The organism is Aquirufa sp. HETE-40SA, from assembly GCF_054558635.1.
Map to the genome: position 1 here is coordinate 909,014 of NZ_JBPXKN010000001.1, position 16,026 is coordinate 925,039.

At 40.3% G+C, this 16,026-nt stretch carries 15 protein-coding genes; 10 read left to right on the forward strand and 5 right to left on the reverse strand.

What is annotated here, in order from left to right; genetic code table 11:
• Positions 1-60: 60 nt before the first annotated feature.
• Positions 61-2,661: a TonB-dependent receptor domain-containing protein gene (locus ACRZ9O_RS04135; RefSeq protein ID WP_459456636.1), complete on the reverse strand. Its 2,601-nt coding sequence runs from the start codon at positions 2,659-2,661 to the stop codon at positions 61-63.
• Positions 2,662-2,761: 100 nt separating this feature from the next.
• Between ACRZ9O_RS04135 and ACRZ9O_RS04140 the strand changes: the two genes are divergently transcribed.
• The 5 genes from ACRZ9O_RS04140 to argH are packed head-to-tail and all read left to right on the forward strand — an operon-like array spanning position 2,762 to position 7,535.
• Positions 2,762-3,313: a GNAT family N-acetyltransferase gene (locus ACRZ9O_RS04140; protein WP_459456638.1), complete on the forward strand. Its 552-nt coding sequence runs from the start codon at positions 2,762-2,764 to the stop codon at positions 3,311-3,313.
• Positions 3,314-3,361: 48 nt separating this feature from the next.
• Positions 3,362-4,336, forward strand: a complete 975-nt coding sequence (locus ACRZ9O_RS04145; protein ID WP_459456640.1) for a Rossmann-fold NAD(P)-binding domain-containing protein — start codon at positions 3,362-3,364, stop codon at positions 4,334-4,336.
• Entirely contained in the window at positions 4,336-5,118 is a 783-nt protein-coding gene (gene argB, locus ACRZ9O_RS04150) for an acetylglutamate kinase (RefSeq protein WP_459456642.1), read from the forward strand. The genes ACRZ9O_RS04145 and argB overlap by 1 nt, the downstream gene beginning before the upstream one ends.
• Position 5,119: 1 nt before the next feature.
• Positions 5,120-6,190 carry a M20 family metallo-hydrolase gene (locus ACRZ9O_RS04155; RefSeq protein WP_459456644.1) on the forward strand — a complete coding sequence of 357 codons (1,071 nt, stop codon included), beginning with the start codon at positions 5,120-5,122 and terminating at the stop codon, positions 6,188-6,190.
• Positions 6,191-6,194: 4 nt separating this feature from the next.
• The gene (gene argH, locus ACRZ9O_RS04160) at positions 6,195-7,535 is read left to right on the forward strand and encodes an argininosuccinate lyase (protein WP_459456646.1); all 1,341 of its coding nucleotides are present in this window, start codon (positions 6,195-6,197) and stop codon (positions 7,533-7,535) included.
• On the opposite strand, the gene ACRZ9O_RS04165 is transcribed toward argH, so the two are convergent.
• Positions 7,513-8,097 carry a riboflavin synthase gene (locus tag ACRZ9O_RS04165; RefSeq protein WP_459456648.1) on the reverse strand — a complete coding sequence of 195 codons (585 nt, stop codon included), beginning with the start codon at positions 8,095-8,097 and terminating at the stop codon, positions 7,513-7,515. The genes argH and ACRZ9O_RS04165 overlap by 23 nt on opposite strands.
• Before the next feature lie 46 nt (positions 8,098-8,143).
• Here ACRZ9O_RS04165 and ACRZ9O_RS04170 point away from each other — a divergent pair, with 46 nt between their 5' ends.
• Positions 8,144-8,743, forward strand: coding sequence for a DUF1684 domain-containing protein (locus ACRZ9O_RS04170; RefSeq protein ID WP_459456650.1), 600 nt, complete (start codon positions 8,144-8,146; stop codon positions 8,741-8,743).
• Here ACRZ9O_RS04170 and ACRZ9O_RS04175 read toward each other — a convergent pair.
• The 3 genes from ACRZ9O_RS04175 to ACRZ9O_RS04185 are packed head-to-tail and all read right to left on the reverse strand — an operon-like array spanning position 8,736 to position 12,235.
• Positions 8,736-9,440 carry a head GIN domain-containing protein gene (locus tag ACRZ9O_RS04175; protein ID WP_459456652.1) on the reverse strand — a complete coding sequence of 235 codons (705 nt, stop codon included), beginning with the start codon at positions 9,438-9,440 and terminating at the stop codon, positions 8,736-8,738. The two genes, ACRZ9O_RS04170 and ACRZ9O_RS04175, sit on opposite strands and share 8 nt — an antisense overlap.
• Positions 9,441-9,488: 48 nt before the next feature.
• The gene (locus ACRZ9O_RS04180) at positions 9,489-11,885 is read right to left on the reverse strand and encodes a PspC domain-containing protein (RefSeq protein WP_459456653.1); all 2,397 of its coding nucleotides are present in this window, start codon (positions 11,883-11,885) and stop codon (positions 9,489-9,491) included.
• A gap of 11 nt (positions 11,886-11,896) precedes the next feature.
• Entirely contained in the window at positions 11,897-12,235 is a 339-nt protein-coding gene (locus ACRZ9O_RS04185) for a PadR family transcriptional regulator (protein ID WP_459456654.1), read from the reverse strand.
• Positions 12,236-12,371: 136 nt separating this feature from the next.
• On the opposite strand from ACRZ9O_RS04185, the gene ACRZ9O_RS04190 reads away from it, so the two are divergent.
• The 4 genes from ACRZ9O_RS04190 to porT all read left to right on the forward strand — a co-directional run bounded on the left by ACRZ9O_RS04190 (position 12,372) and on the right by porT (position 16,025).
• Positions 12,372-13,580, forward strand: a complete 1,209-nt coding sequence (locus ACRZ9O_RS04190; protein ID WP_459456656.1) for a sensor histidine kinase — start codon at positions 12,372-12,374, stop codon at positions 13,578-13,580.
• On the forward strand, positions 13,581-14,507 hold the full coding sequence (locus ACRZ9O_RS04195) for an AEC family transporter (protein ID WP_459456658.1): 927 nt from the start codon (positions 13,581-13,583) through the stop codon (positions 14,505-14,507). It begins immediately after the preceding gene.
• Between the two features lie 70 nt (positions 14,508-14,577).
• The gene (gene ubiE, locus ACRZ9O_RS04200) at positions 14,578-15,315 is read left to right on the forward strand and encodes a bifunctional demethylmenaquinone methyltransferase/2-methoxy-6-polyprenyl-1,4-benzoquinol methylase UbiE (RefSeq protein WP_459457038.1); all 738 of its coding nucleotides are present in this window, start codon (positions 14,578-14,580) and stop codon (positions 15,313-15,315) included.
• Positions 15,312-16,025 (forward strand): type IX secretion/gliding motility protein PorT/SprT, encoded by a 714-nt coding sequence (porT, locus tag ACRZ9O_RS04205; protein WP_459456660.1) that lies wholly within the window; start codon positions 15,312-15,314, stop codon positions 16,023-16,025. Before ubiE ends, porT begins: the two co-directional genes overlap by 4 nt.
• Position 16,026 lies beyond the last annotated feature (1 nt).

Here is a 16,026-nt window from a genome sequence, read left to right on the forward strand (position 1 = left end):
AATTTGCCATAAAAAAAGGGAACCCTCAACAGGTTCCCTTTTTTATTTTGCTAGCAAAGATTAACGTGGGCCACCGAAGCCACCTCCGCCGCCACCCATACGCATGCCTGGCATACCCATTGGTTGTTGTGGAGCTGCTGGAGCTGCATCCCCCTCGCCTTTCGTATCATCATTATTAACCGATTTCTTCTTTTTCGTAGGACCGAATGACATCTTACCGATTCGGTAAGAGAAATTGATTTTAAAGTTCATGTTTCTCAACGTATTCTCACTTTTAGAATTGATAATTGGTGTTTGAGTTTCGCTACGAATAACAAAACCTTCTGGAGTAAAGAAATTCTCCGCACCAAAACCAACACTTCCTTTCTTATTCTTAAAGTCCTTTTTAAAGCTTAAGCTGTAAATTCCAAAACCTCCTTGAGACCCCTGCAACTGAACTTGATTAACTCGGTAAAAGGAGAAAATTTGAGCTCCCCAACCATTTCCCATATTGTAATTACCAAATACACGGAAGTTAGACTGCAATCCTTGGTTCTTTGCATTTAACAATGGATCTGGAACATTATTTGCTAACAGCATATAGGAAAGATCTCCTCCTCCTCCAATCATTAATTTATTAGACAGGTTAACATTTAAGTTTACATTCACACCGTATGCATCTTCATTACCAATATTTTGAGATGTCGTTTTGACTGTATCCCCGAATACCTCTCTAATTTGATTAATTGCACCGGTAGTATTTCTGATAAAGAAGGACGTAGAAACGTAGGTTTGTTTCACAAATTTGCTGAAGGAAACTTCATAATTGTTCGTGTATTCCGGAGCTAAATTCGGGTTTCCCGTTGAGATATTCAACGGGTTCGTTGCATTTACGTTTGGATTCAAATTTTGAATTCCTGGACGTTGAATACGACGGTTATAGCTGAATCTCCAAGTACCTGACTTGAATGTTTTTGACATATTAAAACTCGGAACTAGAACACCATAAGCTGGAATCACTGTATTTTGACCTTCTTTCTTCAAGAAACTGGCTGAAATATCCGTGTACTCATATCTAGCACCTGTCTTAATACTCCACTTGTTTTTAGTCGTCAAAGTGTAAGATCCATAGGTACTATAGATATTCTGATTGTAGTCAAACACGTTGGAGGGTAAAATCGCGGAATTCACTTGAGTATATAGTCCATCTGATGCCGCTGTAAATGACTTATAATCAGATGTTACATTACGTAAAATTCCTTTACCTCCAAATTCAATTAATTGATTCTTTCCTACTGGAGTTTGGTAATCCATTTGGAAGGTAGCCTCTTCGTTATAAGAGGTATTCTCATTCTTAATCGAATTCATAATCTCTGACATAGTAGATTTAGGATTCATTATCAAGTTATAGAAATCGTTAGCTCGATTATTACGGCTATACATGGACAAGATAGAGAACTCCTTTTGTGGTTTCGAGAACGTATGCGTATAATCCACATTGATATCAACGTTCGCCGAGTTATCTAAGGAATTCGTGTTGCGAAGTGATGTGATGTTGCCGTTTCTAATTTGTTGCAAACCATCTTGCCAGTTATTTCCGTTACGCAATCCAAAACGTGAACTTGCTGTAATTGAATTAAATTTATTGATGTCCCAATCAAAACCCAATTGGTAGTTTCCAAAAATTCCTTCGCGACGCGTCTCTGCTGTCTGAACGTTAGTCGTCTGTAAACCATTATTAGTCGTAATTTGAGTACTCTCGAATTTACCATTCACATTGTATTCTGAACGGCCAAAACCACCTAATGACATTCCCCAGTTTTTATTTCTAAAGTTTCCATTTAATGATAAATTTGAACCACGGACACCTGCAGAGGAATCAAATGACAAGGTTAATCCTTGTAAAGTATTCTTTTTCGTAACGATATTAATAATACCAGCACTACCCTCTGCATCGTATCTAGCTGAAGGCGAAGTAATTACCTCCACCGTTTTAATCATATCTGCAGGAATTTGTCTCAACGCATCCGCAATACTAGATGCCATAATAGTAGAAGGCTTGTTATTAATTAACACTTTCACACTAGTAGAACCACGCAAAGAAGGGTTACCATCTAAGTCGACAGAAAGCATTGGGACTTTTTTCAATACATCTGTTGCATCTCCGCCCCGATTCGAAGCATCTTTTTCTGCATTATATACGGTGCGATCCACACGCTCCTCTATTAATGCGCGTTGGCCTTCCACTGTTACCTCAGAAAGCATTTTAGAACTTTGTGCTAATTTGATCACACCTAAATCCTGGTCATCATTCTTTTCTGTTACATTCACAAAAATGGTTTTGCTATCATAACCGATAAAAGATACCACAATTTTATAGGATCCTACAGCGACTTTGTTTAAGGTAAATTTACCTACACCGTCTGCTACAGTACCATCAACTGGTTTGTTTGTCTTTGTATTAATAAGGGCCAAAGTGGCGAATTCCACTGGCTTTGAATCTGTCGAATCTAAAAGGAATCCGATGATTTTTGCACTTCCTTTAGGCGCTGATTGCGCTGTACCAGGAATCACTGTCTCTTTCTTAGGCGCTGCACCGAAACCACCAAATCCACCAGGGACTTGGGAGATAGCTGTTAATGACAAGCTCATCAGTGCAAAAAGTGTTACTAATTTTTTCATTGTTTGTTGTTTAAACATCTTATTTAACGAATGCAAAATTTGTACATTCAATTTAAAGGCCTTCTTTTTTGCGACCAAAATGGGTAATTTGTAGTCCAATATGATGATTCAACTCCGCACACCGCGTCTTACTTTAATCCCATTGAACAATCCGCTGCTGCAAGTATGGCTGCAATCGGGGCGCAAAGATCTAGAAAAAATACTAGAACTTCAACCTAACCATTGGAATTTGGAATTGTTTTATGAACAAGAAACCGTTCAAGCATTACGCGATTATTGGATTCCTCAAACAGCAAAATTTCCATTGGACTATTATTGGTACACAAATTGGGAAATAATTTTGACGGCTTCGTCCTGCTCTGTAGGGGGGATTGGTTTTGCGGGATTGCCAGACAACGATGGAGCCACCGAGATCGGTTATGCGCTGGATCAGAAATTCAGAGGACAGGGAATTACCACCGAAGCGGTGCAGGCCTTATGCGATTGGGCTTTTCAAGATTCCGGATTACGTATTATTCGCGCGGAAACACCGGTGAACAATGTGGGATCGCAACGGGTTTTGGAGAAAAACGACTTCCAAAAAACAGGGGAGAAAACACTGGCACTCGAAAACCCTATGCAAGTTTTCACCTGGGAACGCCTTCGATACTGATCTTTTTCAGTAATTTTACTGAATTGCCAATGTTAGACAGCTAAACGCATGCAAAATTTCACTTCGGTTAAAGACGCTTACAATATTCAAAACTTAGTCAATGAGGCTTTGTTGATGAAGAAGACCCCGTATGCTGATAAGCACATTGGGAAAAACCGTACGCTCGGCTTATTATTCTTCAACTCGAGTCTTCGGACGCGCCTTTCTACCCAAAAAGCTGCTCAAAACCTCGGAATGGAGGTTATGATCATGAATGTGGGAGCCGATTCTTGGCAACTAGAAATGAACGAAGGCGTCATCATGAATGGTGACAAGGCAGAACATATTTCAGAAGCCGCAGCTGTCGTAGGCTCCTATTGCGATATCGTAGGGGTGCGTAGTTTCCCTGGTTTAGTAGATAGAGAATTAGATTATAGCGAACAGGTGTTAAACCAGTTCTTGAAATATACGGGACGCCCATTCCTTAGTTTGGAATCAGCAACACGCCACCCTTTGCAGTCCTTGACAGATTTAATTACAATCAACGAGTTCAAGACCGTAGAGCGTCCTAAAGTGGTGTTGACTTGGGCTCCGCATGTGAAAGCCTTACCGCAATGTGTGCCTAATTCCTTCTCGGAATGGATGAATCACGCTGACGTGGATTTCACGATTGCACACCCGAAAGGCTATGAATTAGCTCCAGAATTCGCAGGAAATGCGAAGATTTGCTACGACCCTAAAGAGGCCTATGAGGGTGCTGATTTTATTTATGCCAAAAACTGGTCATCCTACCAAGACTACGGAAAAATACTTTCTTCCGATCCAGCTTGGATGGTGGATGCCGCGAAAATGAGCCTTACAAACAATGCCAAATTCATGCACTGCCTTCCGGTTAGACGGAATTTAGTAGTCGCTGACGAAGTGATCGATTCCCCTAATTCGATTGTGATTCAACAAGCGGGTAACCGGGTTTGGGCGGCACAGGCTGTTTTAAAGGAAATGATTTTAACCATCATGAGAACGGAGAGCCCTTATTTATTCTAATGTCTTCTAAACCCACCCTTCAAGTAGTTAAAATAGGCGGAAATGTCATCGACAATCCTTCCGCCCTGGCTAGCTTTTTGCAGGACTTTGCTTCTCTGACTGGCCCTAAATTGCTGGTGCACGGAGGTGGTAAGATTGCCACTCAAATGGCAGCTTCGATGGGTATCGAGAGTCAAATGATTGAGGGTAGACGGGTGACAGACGAAGAAAGCCTTCGTATTGTGACGATGGTTTATGCGGGTTGGATTAATAAATCAATTGTGGCTGAATTACAAGGTCTTTCCTGTAATGCTTTAGGCCTTACGGGGCCAGATGGTCGAATCGTACTTTCGAAAAAGAGAGCCACAACGCCTATCGATTATGGTTTTGTGGGTGATATAGTGTCGGTTAATGCAGATTCCCTTTCAGGCTTAATCGCCGCTGGATTCGCTCCCATCTTCGCTCCCATTACGGCAGATGTAGCCGGTCAACTATTGAATACGAATGCGGATACGATGGCACAGGCTTTGGCGATTGCCCTCAGCTCATCTTATGATGTTACCTTAACCTATTGCTTTGAAAAGAAAGGCGTTTTATTGGACCCGACTGACGATGATTCAGTGATTAACTCCATAAATCCCGCCTCGTTTATCGAATTAAGAGAAAAAGGAATCGTCTCTGCTGGGATGATCCCGAAATTAGAGAATGCCCTAAAGGCGATCTCAGAAGGTGTTTCCGTGGTCAGATTATGCCACGCAGATAACCTGCAGAAAACCGAAATAGGAACAAAAATAAGTGCCTAACATGTACCAAGAAAGTCAATTTCTAGCCGCGAAAGACCTATTAGCTCAGCTAATAGCCTGCCCCTCTTTGAGTAAGGAGGAGCAAGGGACAGCGCAGATTTTGATGGACTTTTTTACGACTCAGGGTATTTCGGCTAATCGCTTAGGAAATAATGTGTGGGCTACGAATTTGCATTTCGATGCTTCTAAGCCTACCATTCTATTGAATTCCCACCACGACACCGTAAAGGCGAATGCTTCCTGGACCTTTGATCCATTCAAAGCGACAGAACAAGACGGGAAACTGATCGGCTTAGGTTCGAATGATGCAGGCGCTAGTTTGGTTTGTTTGATGGCGACCTTTGTCTCTTTTTACGCTGTAGAAAACCTCGGCTTCAACCTTCTATTAGCAGCTACCGCAGAGGAAGAAATATCGGGAACTGGAGGAATAGAAGCATTATTACAATCAGGTGAATTACCTCGTATCGATTTTGCGATCGTGGGAGAACCTACCGATTGCGCGATGGCAATTGCGGAAAAAGGCCTGATGGTCGTAGATGCGAAAGTAAAAGGGATTGCGGGCCACGCGGCGAGAAATGAGGGGGTGAATGCGATTTATTTGGCTTTGGAGGATATCCAACACATTCAAAACCATTCATTCGCGAAGGTTTCGGACTTATTAGGACCTGTAAAAACGACGGTAACCGTCATCAACGCAGGCAAACAACACAATGTGGTTCCAGATACTTGCGATTACGTGATCGATTGCCGGGTGAATGAATGTTATTCTTTGGAAGAAGTGCTGGCAGCATTAAAAACCATCGTTCAGGCCGAATTAACGCCGAGATCGATGCGTTTAAACTCTAGCAGAATGGAGGAAACTCATCCGCTAGTGCAAGCGGCAAAAGGTTTAGGCATCAACTTATTCGGCTCTCCTACCCTTTCCGATCAAGCTTTATTAACGATACCCTCTGTCAAAATCGGTCCCGGACACTCCGGCAGATCGCACACGGCAGACGAATATATTTTCTTGGATGAACTGAAACAGGGCATCCAAACTTATCAAAATCTCCTAACAACCCTAAGCATTTAAGATTGTGGCAAAACTTTGGCAAAAAGAAAATCAGACGACAGACGCTAAAATCGAGAAATTCACGATTGGGAATGACCCCGTGTATGACTTGCAATTAGCGCGCTACGATGTGCTGGGGTCACTGGCTCACATCAAGATGTTAGAGAAAGTAGGTTTGCTGGGGTCAGACGAATTAGGCCCTTTGTGCGCTGAATTGAAAGCTATTTATGCCCAAATCGAAGCCGGCGATTTCACTATCGAAGACGGAATGGAAGATGTGCATTCCCAAATCGAGTATTTATTAACGCAGAAGTTAGGTGATCAGGGCAAGAAAATTCACGCGGGGCGTTCTAGAAACGACCAAGTTTTAGTGGATTTAAAATTGTTTATGCGGGCTGAAATCCAACACATCGCTGACGCGGTGGAGCGTTTGTTTGACTTATTAATCGCCAAAAGCGAAGCCCATAAAAATGATTTATTACCAGGTTACACGCACTTGCAGATTGCAATGCCTTCATCTTTTGGACTTTGGTTCGGAGCTTACGCAGAGAGCTTGGTAGAAGATATTGAATTACTGGAGGCAGCCTTCCGTCTAGCCAACAAGAACCCGCTGGGTTCTGGTGCTGGATATGGATCGTCCTTTCCTTTGGACAGAAAATACACCACGGAATTATTAGGCTTCGAATCGCCGCACGTGAACGTCGTGAACGCGCAATTATCGCGTGGAAAGACCGAATTATTTGTCTTAACAGCCATTGCGCAGATCGCCACGACGCTGAGTAAATTAGCGATGGATGTGTGCTTGTACAATTCCCAAAACTTCGGTTTCATTGAACTCCCTAGCTCTTTAACGACAGGAAGCTCCATTATGCCGCATAAAAAGAATCCAGACGTCGCGGAATTATTGCGTGGAAAAGCCAACAAACTGAAGGCATTACCGAATCAATTACAATTATTGACGAGCAACTTACCGTCAGGATACCACCGCGAATTCCAATTAACGAAGGAGTTGTTGATGCCGGCGATTGAGGAGATTTTGGACGGATTAGAGATCACGCACTATATGGTAAGCCATATGAAAGTGAAGAAAGACCTCTTAGTGGACTCGAAATACGATTTATTATTCTCGGTAGAAGAAGTCAATAAATTAGTCGTGCAAGGCGTTCCCTTCAGAGAGGCTTACCAAATCGTGGGTAAAAAGATCGAGGACGGTGCTTTCGATGGAAGTACGCGCGAAATTAATCACTCCCACTTAGGCAGTATAGGCAATTTAGGATTGGCAGAAATTCAAGACCAAAAAGAGATCGCTTGGAAACGTTTTGGCTTTGAAAAAGTGAACAAAGCTATCGCTGCATTAATTTCTTAATATACTTTCCTAGAATATCGAATTCTAAATTCACCCGATCACCTACAATTAGCTGATGAAAAACGGTGTGTTCGTAGGTATACGGAATGATGCAAACCGTAAAAGAATCATCCTGCGAATCCACCACGGTTAGACTAGTACCGTTCACACAAATCGAACCTTTTTCCACCGTCACATGTCCGCTCGTTTTAGGATAAGAGAAACGGTATTCCCAACTACCTTGTTGATCTTTGATTTCCGTACAAACACCTGTTAAGTCCACGTGTCCTTGTACAATATGTCCATCAAAGCGGGCATTGGCAGCCATGCAACGTTCTAGGTTTACTTTTTGGCCTATCTTCAAATCACCCAAATTCGTCTTCTGCAAGGTCTCATCTATCGCCGTTACGCGGTATTGCTCTCCTTGAATCTCTACGACAGTCAGACAAACCCCGTTGTGTGCGAGCGATTGATCCACTTTCAATTCCTGCGTGAATGGACATGTGAACCAAAATTCCACATTCGTCCCTTTTGCTTCTGTCTTTACCAGCGATCCCATCGCCTCCACAATACCTGTAAACATCTGAATTAATTGTTATTTTTGCGTACCCAAAATTACACGCATTCCTATGAAATTCAACAAATGGTTCCTCTTTCTGATTCCCATCATCGCCATTCTTGCCTATTTTAGCATTCCTACGGCAAAACCAGTGGATGAAACGGGAGCAGATGTGCTGAAAATTCGTCGCGAAAAAGACGCCGCCTTTAAAGCTGGCGAAGAGTCCCCCATTAAAGACAAAACCCAATTCAAGGGTCTGAAATACTACTCCTTCAACAAAGATTACATCGTCGACTTCGTCTTAGAAAAAGCAGAAAAAGCGCAATCAGTGGATATAAAAATGACGGATGGAACCACGGAGAAATTAATATTATTTGGCAAAATCAAAGCAGATATCCAGACTTTCACTGTTACGCTAACCTTATATCAACGCGAGAACGGGGACTTCTTCCTCCCCTTTAAAGACAAATCCGCCCCCACAGAAACCTATGGAGGCGGACGTTTTCTAGATTTACCCCTAACAAATGTAAAAAACAATCGGTTGCGGGTGGACTTTAATCTGGCTTATAACCCCTATTGTGCATACAATGAAGAATTTGCCTGTCCCATTCCTCCCGCGGAAAACACCCTCCCCATTCGAATCGAGGCCGGTGAAAAACTTTTTAATTAACCTGGTGTAGCGATGCGGCGCCAGAAAGATCTTTCTTGATTAATGGACTTCCTTTGTATTTCACATGGGAAGCACCAGAAGCATCTACTTGCAAAGTTTTCTGAACGTGTACTTGAGCGCTGCTGGCACCAGAAGCTTCTACATCCACATTACGAGACAAAAATTCTAATGCTTTCAAGCTACTAGCTCCGGAGGCATCGATCTTTAAATAATCAGATTGACCACTCATTTTAAAATCTGAAGCACCGCTTAATTCTATGCGCAATTTATCGGTTCTTAGCCCCTCAGCTACACCCTTTGCCGCTCCAGAGAACAACAAACGCATTTCCTCTTCGTTAGTAAAACCTTGTAAATCAACTTTACAAGCACCCGTAAATTCTCCACTGTCAAGTCGAGGAAGGGTAATATTAACAACTACTTTCGATCGATTATTATTCCAACCCCAATTCCAGGTCGACTCATATCCAATTTGCAATTTTCCTCCAGACGAGGTAACCTCAATATCTTCCAAATCTTTTTCACGTCCCGTAATGGAAACGGCATAGACATTCCCTTTGTGAACATGTACCTCAAAGGCACTCCCTAAGTCAATGGATTTGAAATTAGCTACTTTGAATTTTTTAGTTATTACGGCAGGATCTGCGAATGAACTAAATACGACTAAAAAGGCGGCGAATAAAGACAAGATTTTTTTCATATTTTTTTATTTGTTGCTAGATGCTGACGTTTTAAAAAAGGTTGCACGTTATTTAATAACATTCCATTTATAGCTCACACCTGTATTTGTTTTATTCGAGAATTTCGAACTTTCATATTTCTTTCCTTGCACCATTTTAGAGGCGTTTAACTCTACTTTGGCATATTTATCAAGGGATACAAAAGCTTTTTCAACGGTAAAATCCTTGGCAATTAACTCCGCGGAATCAAATAAACCTGCATTCAATTGATCTCCCCCACCCTTCAAAGTAAGCGAATGAAAGCCACGCAAAATGACATCAAATTTAGACGAAGTAAATCCTGCTATTTCTGTACTTGCATTTCCACCAAGTTCCACCTTAGTTAATTCTGGTACAACAATTTCTACCTGGATTCCAGGCTGAATTTTATCTAATACTAATACATTATTCTCCACATGAGCAGAGCTCTCTAACGCTTGATTTCCACGATAAGTAATTTTAGGAAGATCGCCTCTCGTAATTTTGATCTGAGAAGACTCCGTATTCAAACCAGAAATTGAACTGAAATTAATTAGGTCTTTCGTGATCGTAAAACCCATCTTTTCATCTGAAAAATCCTCATTTTCAGATTCCTCATCCTTGTGAGGAGTTCTATTTAAACAAATCAAACCCTTATCTGCTGAGAAGCTCCAAAGCGAACCGGTGAACAACTCTTGTCCCTCTTCATGAAAATAACCTGATTCCAACACATTATCCATATATAAAGCAAAATCACGCGTCATGCTAAAGGATTTACCATACGGAATCATGATTTTCACTTTCAATCGTTGTGCTCTAAATCGCGCGTCAGATAGCCCAAAATGTGTATCAAAACGCAAGTCCTTCCCTTTTTGCAAGTAATTATACTTGATCTTTTTGGCATTAGACTCTGCTTCTTTACGCGTTAAACCTTGCGATTTCGCATACGTAATTACCTGAATCGTCTTCCCGTCGTAGCCTTCGATCTCGATATTCGTACGATTAAAGCGCTCCTCGTTATAATCGTGGTTATCCTCATCATCATCAAAGTCAAATGTAAACTCCTCCACTTTTTCCCCTAACATCATCTGCCAGATCGTCTCATTGTCTTTTTTATCGATATCTAAAACATAGGTTGTAGAATCCGAAACAGCGATATCTTTCACCTGATTGTAAGCGGCTGAACGCTGGAAATTACGGCCCACAAAAGGAACTGCAGCAAATAACCCAATCCATCCTACAATCACCATGGTAGTCGAAACTATCTTATAGGTCTTGTTGTAGAACTTACGATTGGCTAATAAAGAGACTCCTGCGATAGCGATCGAAACAAATAGAGGTAATAAAGCCAAAACCAAAGCCGGAACTGTCCAGAACGGAAGATCTTTCGCGATTAAATAAAGTGGCAATGGGCCCATATGAACAAGCTGCCCTTGGTCAATTCCCGTAAATCCAACCGTACATAAAGCGACCAAAGCGATAATAAATGCCATACCTAAAATCGACAATATGATCCCTAAAAAAATTTGAATGATCCATCTAATTATGTTCAATGGCCCTTTCAAGGCAGAGAAAACGGTGGCAAAAATGCGGAAAGGAAATAACAATACTTTCGTTAAGCCATTTTCTTCCGTTTCATTTGGCTGAATACTTTTCTTAATGTTGTTTTCGATATTTTCCAACGTGATCGGCTCACCCGTCATCTCCATTTTATCCTTCATCGTCTTAGCCTCGGGCGTAATGACTAATATAACGAGGTAAGCAATGACTCCTGAACCAAACAATCCCACCGACAAAACTGCTAGAACGCGCAATAATCCTACATCCCAACCCGTGTAAGCGGCAATACCAGCCATAACTCCACCGATCACTTTTTTCTCAGGGTCGCGGTAAAACTTACGATATGACTTATCATCATCCGGATTCATTTCTCCCGGAATAGCTGCCCAAAGAATGATATAAGCCCAGAAAACAATATTTCCTACATGAAACAAAGGGAAACTTGCACTCAGCAATACTAATAAAATCAACCGAACCCAGATCGGGTCTACTTGAAAATAGCGTGCAATACCAGCTGCTACTCCACCTAGCTGCTTACGGGTGATATCACGACGGAATACCTTAGGACCGGCTTCTGATGTAGGTGCCGTATATCCTTCCTTCTTGTCTTCCTCTTCTTCCACTTGCTTGAAATCAGCAATAGTTCCTAAAGAAGCGATTAAGGCATCTACGTGAGCTTGCGAAATGGCTTCTACTTTCTCAGTTTCTCGGATGTTCCAAAATTTCTCCGCAATACTTGACTCGATATCGGCGATAATCTCTTTCGAACCTTCGAAAGCAGCAAAATAAGCATGTATCGATTTTAAATAAGCGTCCAAAGTTGCATAGGCATCCTCCTCGATGTGGAAGACAAATCCAGCGATGTTGATTGATAAAGTCTTTTTCATATATTTTTTGGTTAAGCCTGCGGTGAAGCGTTCGAAATTTGATTAACGGATGCTTGCAATTCATCCCAAGTCGAGGACATTTCCGCTAAGAATTCCTGGCCTTTTTCAGTTAATAAATAATATTTTCTAGGTGGACCGGAGGCTGATTCTACCCAACGGTAATCTAAAAAACCCGCATTTTTAAGACGGGTTAATAAAGGGTACAAAGTCCCTTCAACTACCATAATTTTTGCAGAGGTCAATTCCGCTAGCATCGTCGAGGCATATACCTCGTCTTTTGAGATGATTTTTAGAATACAAAATTCGAGTATTCCTTTTCTCATTTGCACCTTGGCATTTTCAATATCCATCGGTTATTTGTTTAATTTAACAATGCAAATATAGGCAAGGTACTATGTAATGCAAAGTACCTTAGAAAATTAATTTGTGATTTTGGATAAACGGTTGGTAATTTGTGATGAACGTACCCTTTTAAGGGTAAGAATTATGAAACTAGTAAAAGATTTTTCCTTGCCTCTAGCCTTTTACAACCGAGATACTTGGTTGAAGGTGGCCTTTTTTGCGGTTAGTAGTTTGATGGCGGGATTCTCCCTTTATTTTACAGATGGATTAGTTTCTAAATTAGAGGAACGGGAGAAACAGCAAATTGAGTTGTACGCTGAAACCATACGGTATGCCTTGACTAGTGATAATAATGCAGATATTAATTTCTTTTTTGAACGTATCAAAAAAGTAAACGAGAATAATACCATACCCGTGATTTGGAAAGATGGTTCAGGACATTTGAATTCCATCAACATCCCCCTAACAGAATCACTAAGTACGGAACAGAAGCAAGAAATTTTACAACAGAAACTAGCCGAGATTATTGCTGAGAATAACAAACCCATCGAGATGGACATGGGTTTCCAGAAAGAATACATCTATTATGGGAATTCTAAATTATTGAAATTATTACGCTATTATCCACTATCACAATTATTAGTGGTATTAATCATCGGATTTTTAGGGTACATCTTTCTTTCCTATTCACGTAGAGCGGAGCAAAATCGGGTTTGGGTAGGATTAGCTAAAGAAACGGCTCATCAATTAGGAACCCCCCTTTCTTCTCTAACAGCTTGGGTAGAATTATTGAAAAATGAGCCGCATATCAATCCAGATATCGTAATAGAATTATCGAAAGATATCCAAAGATTAGAAACGATCACCACTCGATTCTCTAATATTGGGTCTGCTCCTATTTTAAAATTAGAGGATATCGAGTCGGTGATTCAAGGATTTATCAACTATTTAAAGATTCGAATTTCATCTAAAGTAACCATTGAAATCCATTCCTCTTTAGCCGCAAATCAATTAGCGAACATCAATAAATACCTTTTTGAATGGGTGATTGAAAATATATGTAAGAACGGAGTAGATGCCATGAGTGGGAATGGACAATTGAGAATTGAATTAAAGGAGGGTAAGAATAATCAAATTCATATTGACATATCTGACACAGGCAAAGGTATCTTAGCCAGTAATACCTCTAAAATCTTCTCTCCAGGCTTTTCTACCAAAAAACGCGGCTGGGGTTTGGGTTTAACTTTGGCGAAACGAATTATTGAGAATTACCATGAAGGGAAATTGATTTTAAAATCCACCGAAATAAGTAGGGGATCTACTTTTCGCATTTCACTTCCTAAGCCTATATAAATGACTGATCCTAATATCGTTTTTGGTTCTGCTCTCTGTATTATTGCCATCGGTTATGCATTAAAAAGCGCGGGATTTATTCAGGAACACGATGGGAAATCGATATCGAAATTCCTGATGCATACTACGTTCCCAGCATTGGTTTTTTCTACCATGATTCGGGTAAATATCACGTGGGATCTCATCTACCTACCATTGATTGCGATGTTATTTGGGATGTTTTTATCCTTTAGTGCTTTTCATTTATTCAAAAAAACCGAAATAGAAAATCGAGGAGTAATGACGGTCGGTAGCGCTGGTTTTAACCTAGGCATTTTCGCCTATCCGTTAATTGAAGGTATTTTTGGAATACAAGGTTTAACTTATGCCATCATGTTTGACCTCGGAAATTCTGTAATAAATTTCATTGTGAATTATGGAATGGGCAACTATTTCAGTAGAGGACCTAAAAATGAAAATATTGTTGCTCATATTTTCAAAAGAATCCTATCACTTCCACCGCTACAAGCGATGGTGCTTGGTGTGGTAGTTAATGTACTGGAAATCAAATTCCCCACTTTTGCATTAGACATCATTTCAACCATTGCATCAGGCAATAAGGCCATTGTGTTACTTTTAATGGGAATTTACTTCAGTGTCCGTCTCTCAAAAAAAACCTATTTCCGCGTTTTCCAAGTATTGACCCTACGCTATTTTATGGGTTTTTTAGTAGGTGGCATTTGCTTTTATCTCCTCCCATTTGACTTAGGATTTAGGAATCTATTAATGCTCTGTCTGATCTTACCCGTAGGAATGACCGTCATCACCTACTCAGATGAATTAAATCTAAATACGCCACTTGCTGCTTCTTTAGTGAATATTTCCCTTGTCATCAGCTTTGCTATCATGTGGATCATGGTGACAGTTTTCCATATGAGCGCGATTTAAACGATTTTTTTGGTAATTTTATGAAACATTGGCTTATTGAACTGGTTTAGTTCGTAACCAATTCCCTATAATTATGGTAGTCCCTTATAAGAATCAGTCCAAAGGAAAAAAAGAACAGGTCGCTGACATGTTTAATTCCATCTCACACAAATATGATTTTCTGAATCATCTATTAAGTGGTGGGATTGATATTATTTGGCGAAAAAAAGCCATCAAATTATTGCAAAACAAAGGGATCAAATCCGTTTTAGATATTGCTACTGGTACAGGAGATTTCGCCATTGAAGCCTTAAAAATTAAGCCAGAAAAAATCGTTGGAATTGACATTTCTGAGGGTATGTTAGCCTTTGGAGTGGAAAAAATTAAGAAATTAGGCTTAGATAACATCATTTCCTTGCAAAAAGGAGATTCCGAAAAAATTCCATTCTCGGACAATAGTTTCGATGCCATTACCGTTAGTTTTGGCGTAAGAAACTATGAAACCTTAGATAAAGGCTTGAAAGAGATGTACCGTGTATTAAAACCTGGTGGACATTGTTTGATTTTAGAATTTTCGAATCCTAAAAATTTCCCAATGAAGCAACTCTATAGCTTCTATTCAAAATTTTGTTTGCCCGTGTTAGGTAAATTAATATCCAAAGACCCGGCCGCTTACACCTACCTTCCTGAATCCGTTCAAGCCTTTCCAGATGGAAAAGACTTCCTGAAAATTTATGAGGAATGTGGATTTGTGAATACCCAATGGATCCCCATGACGGGAGGAATTTGTTCTATCTATTTAGGACATAAAAAAGCAAAAAACGCGTGAAAAAAAGCACCATCTTTGGATTAATTATAGCACTTTGCCTTACTTTTTCCCTGAAAAGCCAGGTTAATAAATACGTGCAATTGCATGATGAATACTATGACAATAAACCCGTCCATTTTGGTTTTATGATTAGTCATGCATCTACTAATTTTTTATTAGATGCTACTCCCCTAAATCTATCCAATGTAACTCCCAGATTAGCCTTAAATGCCAGCTCACCTAAGACGTCAGGATTCCAAATTGGTGGCACTATTAATTATGCGTATGACAAACATTATGAGATTCGTTCTGGATTAAATATAGCCTTGTACGAGCGCCAAATAGAGTTTAATGAAGTAACACCTACCGGAATAAATCCCACAAAAACCTATTACAGAGAATCTACTTGGTTAGAAATACCGGTAAATCTGAAGTACCGATCCCTTCGAAGAAAAAACCATCGAATTTATATTTTAGGCGGATTTAAACTCGGTATTGAAGCGAATGTGAAAAGGACAGGGGAACAAATTCAAGCTAAAACGACAGATGTATCCCTAGAATATGGCTTCGGATTTGAAAAATTTTATAAATTTTTTAAATTCAATCCTGAATTGAAATTTTCTCACGGGGTGAATAACTTATATCTCAGCCCATTAGGTGGTTCTTCCCCATTCTCTAGGCTAAATCAATACAATTCACATACGATTAGTCTGTTATTTTATTTCGAATAAC

Coding starts and splice junctions, on each gene's coding strand:
- ACRZ9O_RS04155 (WP_459456644.1), top strand. CDS start 5,120: ATGTACCAAGAAAGTCAATTTCTAGCCGCGAAAGACCTATTAGCTCAG.
- ACRZ9O_RS04165 (WP_459456648.1), bottom strand. CDS start 8,097: ATGTTTACAGGTATTGTGGAGGCGATGGGATCGCTGGTAAAGACAGAA.
- ACRZ9O_RS04170 (WP_459456650.1), top strand. CDS start 8,144: ATGAAATTCAACAAATGGTTCCTCTTTCTGATTCCCATCATCGCCATT.
- ACRZ9O_RS04180 (WP_459456653.1), bottom strand. CDS start 11,885: ATGAAAAAGACTTTATCAATCAACATCGCTGGATTTGTCTTCCACATC.
- ACRZ9O_RS04190 (WP_459456656.1), top strand. CDS start 12,372: ATGAAACTAGTAAAAGATTTTTCCTTGCCTCTAGCCTTTTACAACCGA.
- ACRZ9O_RS04175 (WP_459456652.1), bottom strand. CDS start 9,440: ATGAAAAAAATCTTGTCTTTATTCGCCGCCTTTTTAGTCGTATTTAGT.
- argB (WP_459456642.1), top strand. CDS start 4,336: ATGTCTTCTAAACCCACCCTTCAAGTAGTTAAAATAGGCGGAAATGTC.
- ACRZ9O_RS04140 (WP_459456638.1), top strand. CDS start 2,762: ATGATGATTCAACTCCGCACACCGCGTCTTACTTTAATCCCATTGAAC.
- ACRZ9O_RS04195 (WP_459456658.1), top strand. CDS start 13,581: ATGACTGATCCTAATATCGTTTTTGGTTCTGCTCTCTGTATTATTGCC.
- ACRZ9O_RS04135 (WP_459456636.1), bottom strand. CDS start 2,661: ATGAAAAAATTAGTAACACTTTTTGCACTGATGAGCTTGTCATTAACA.
- ACRZ9O_RS04145 (WP_459456640.1), top strand. CDS start 3,362: ATGCAAAATTTCACTTCGGTTAAAGACGCTTACAATATTCAAAACTTA.
- ACRZ9O_RS04185 (WP_459456654.1), bottom strand. CDS start 12,235: ATGGATATTGAAAATGCCAAGGTGCAAATGAGAAAAGGAATACTCGAA.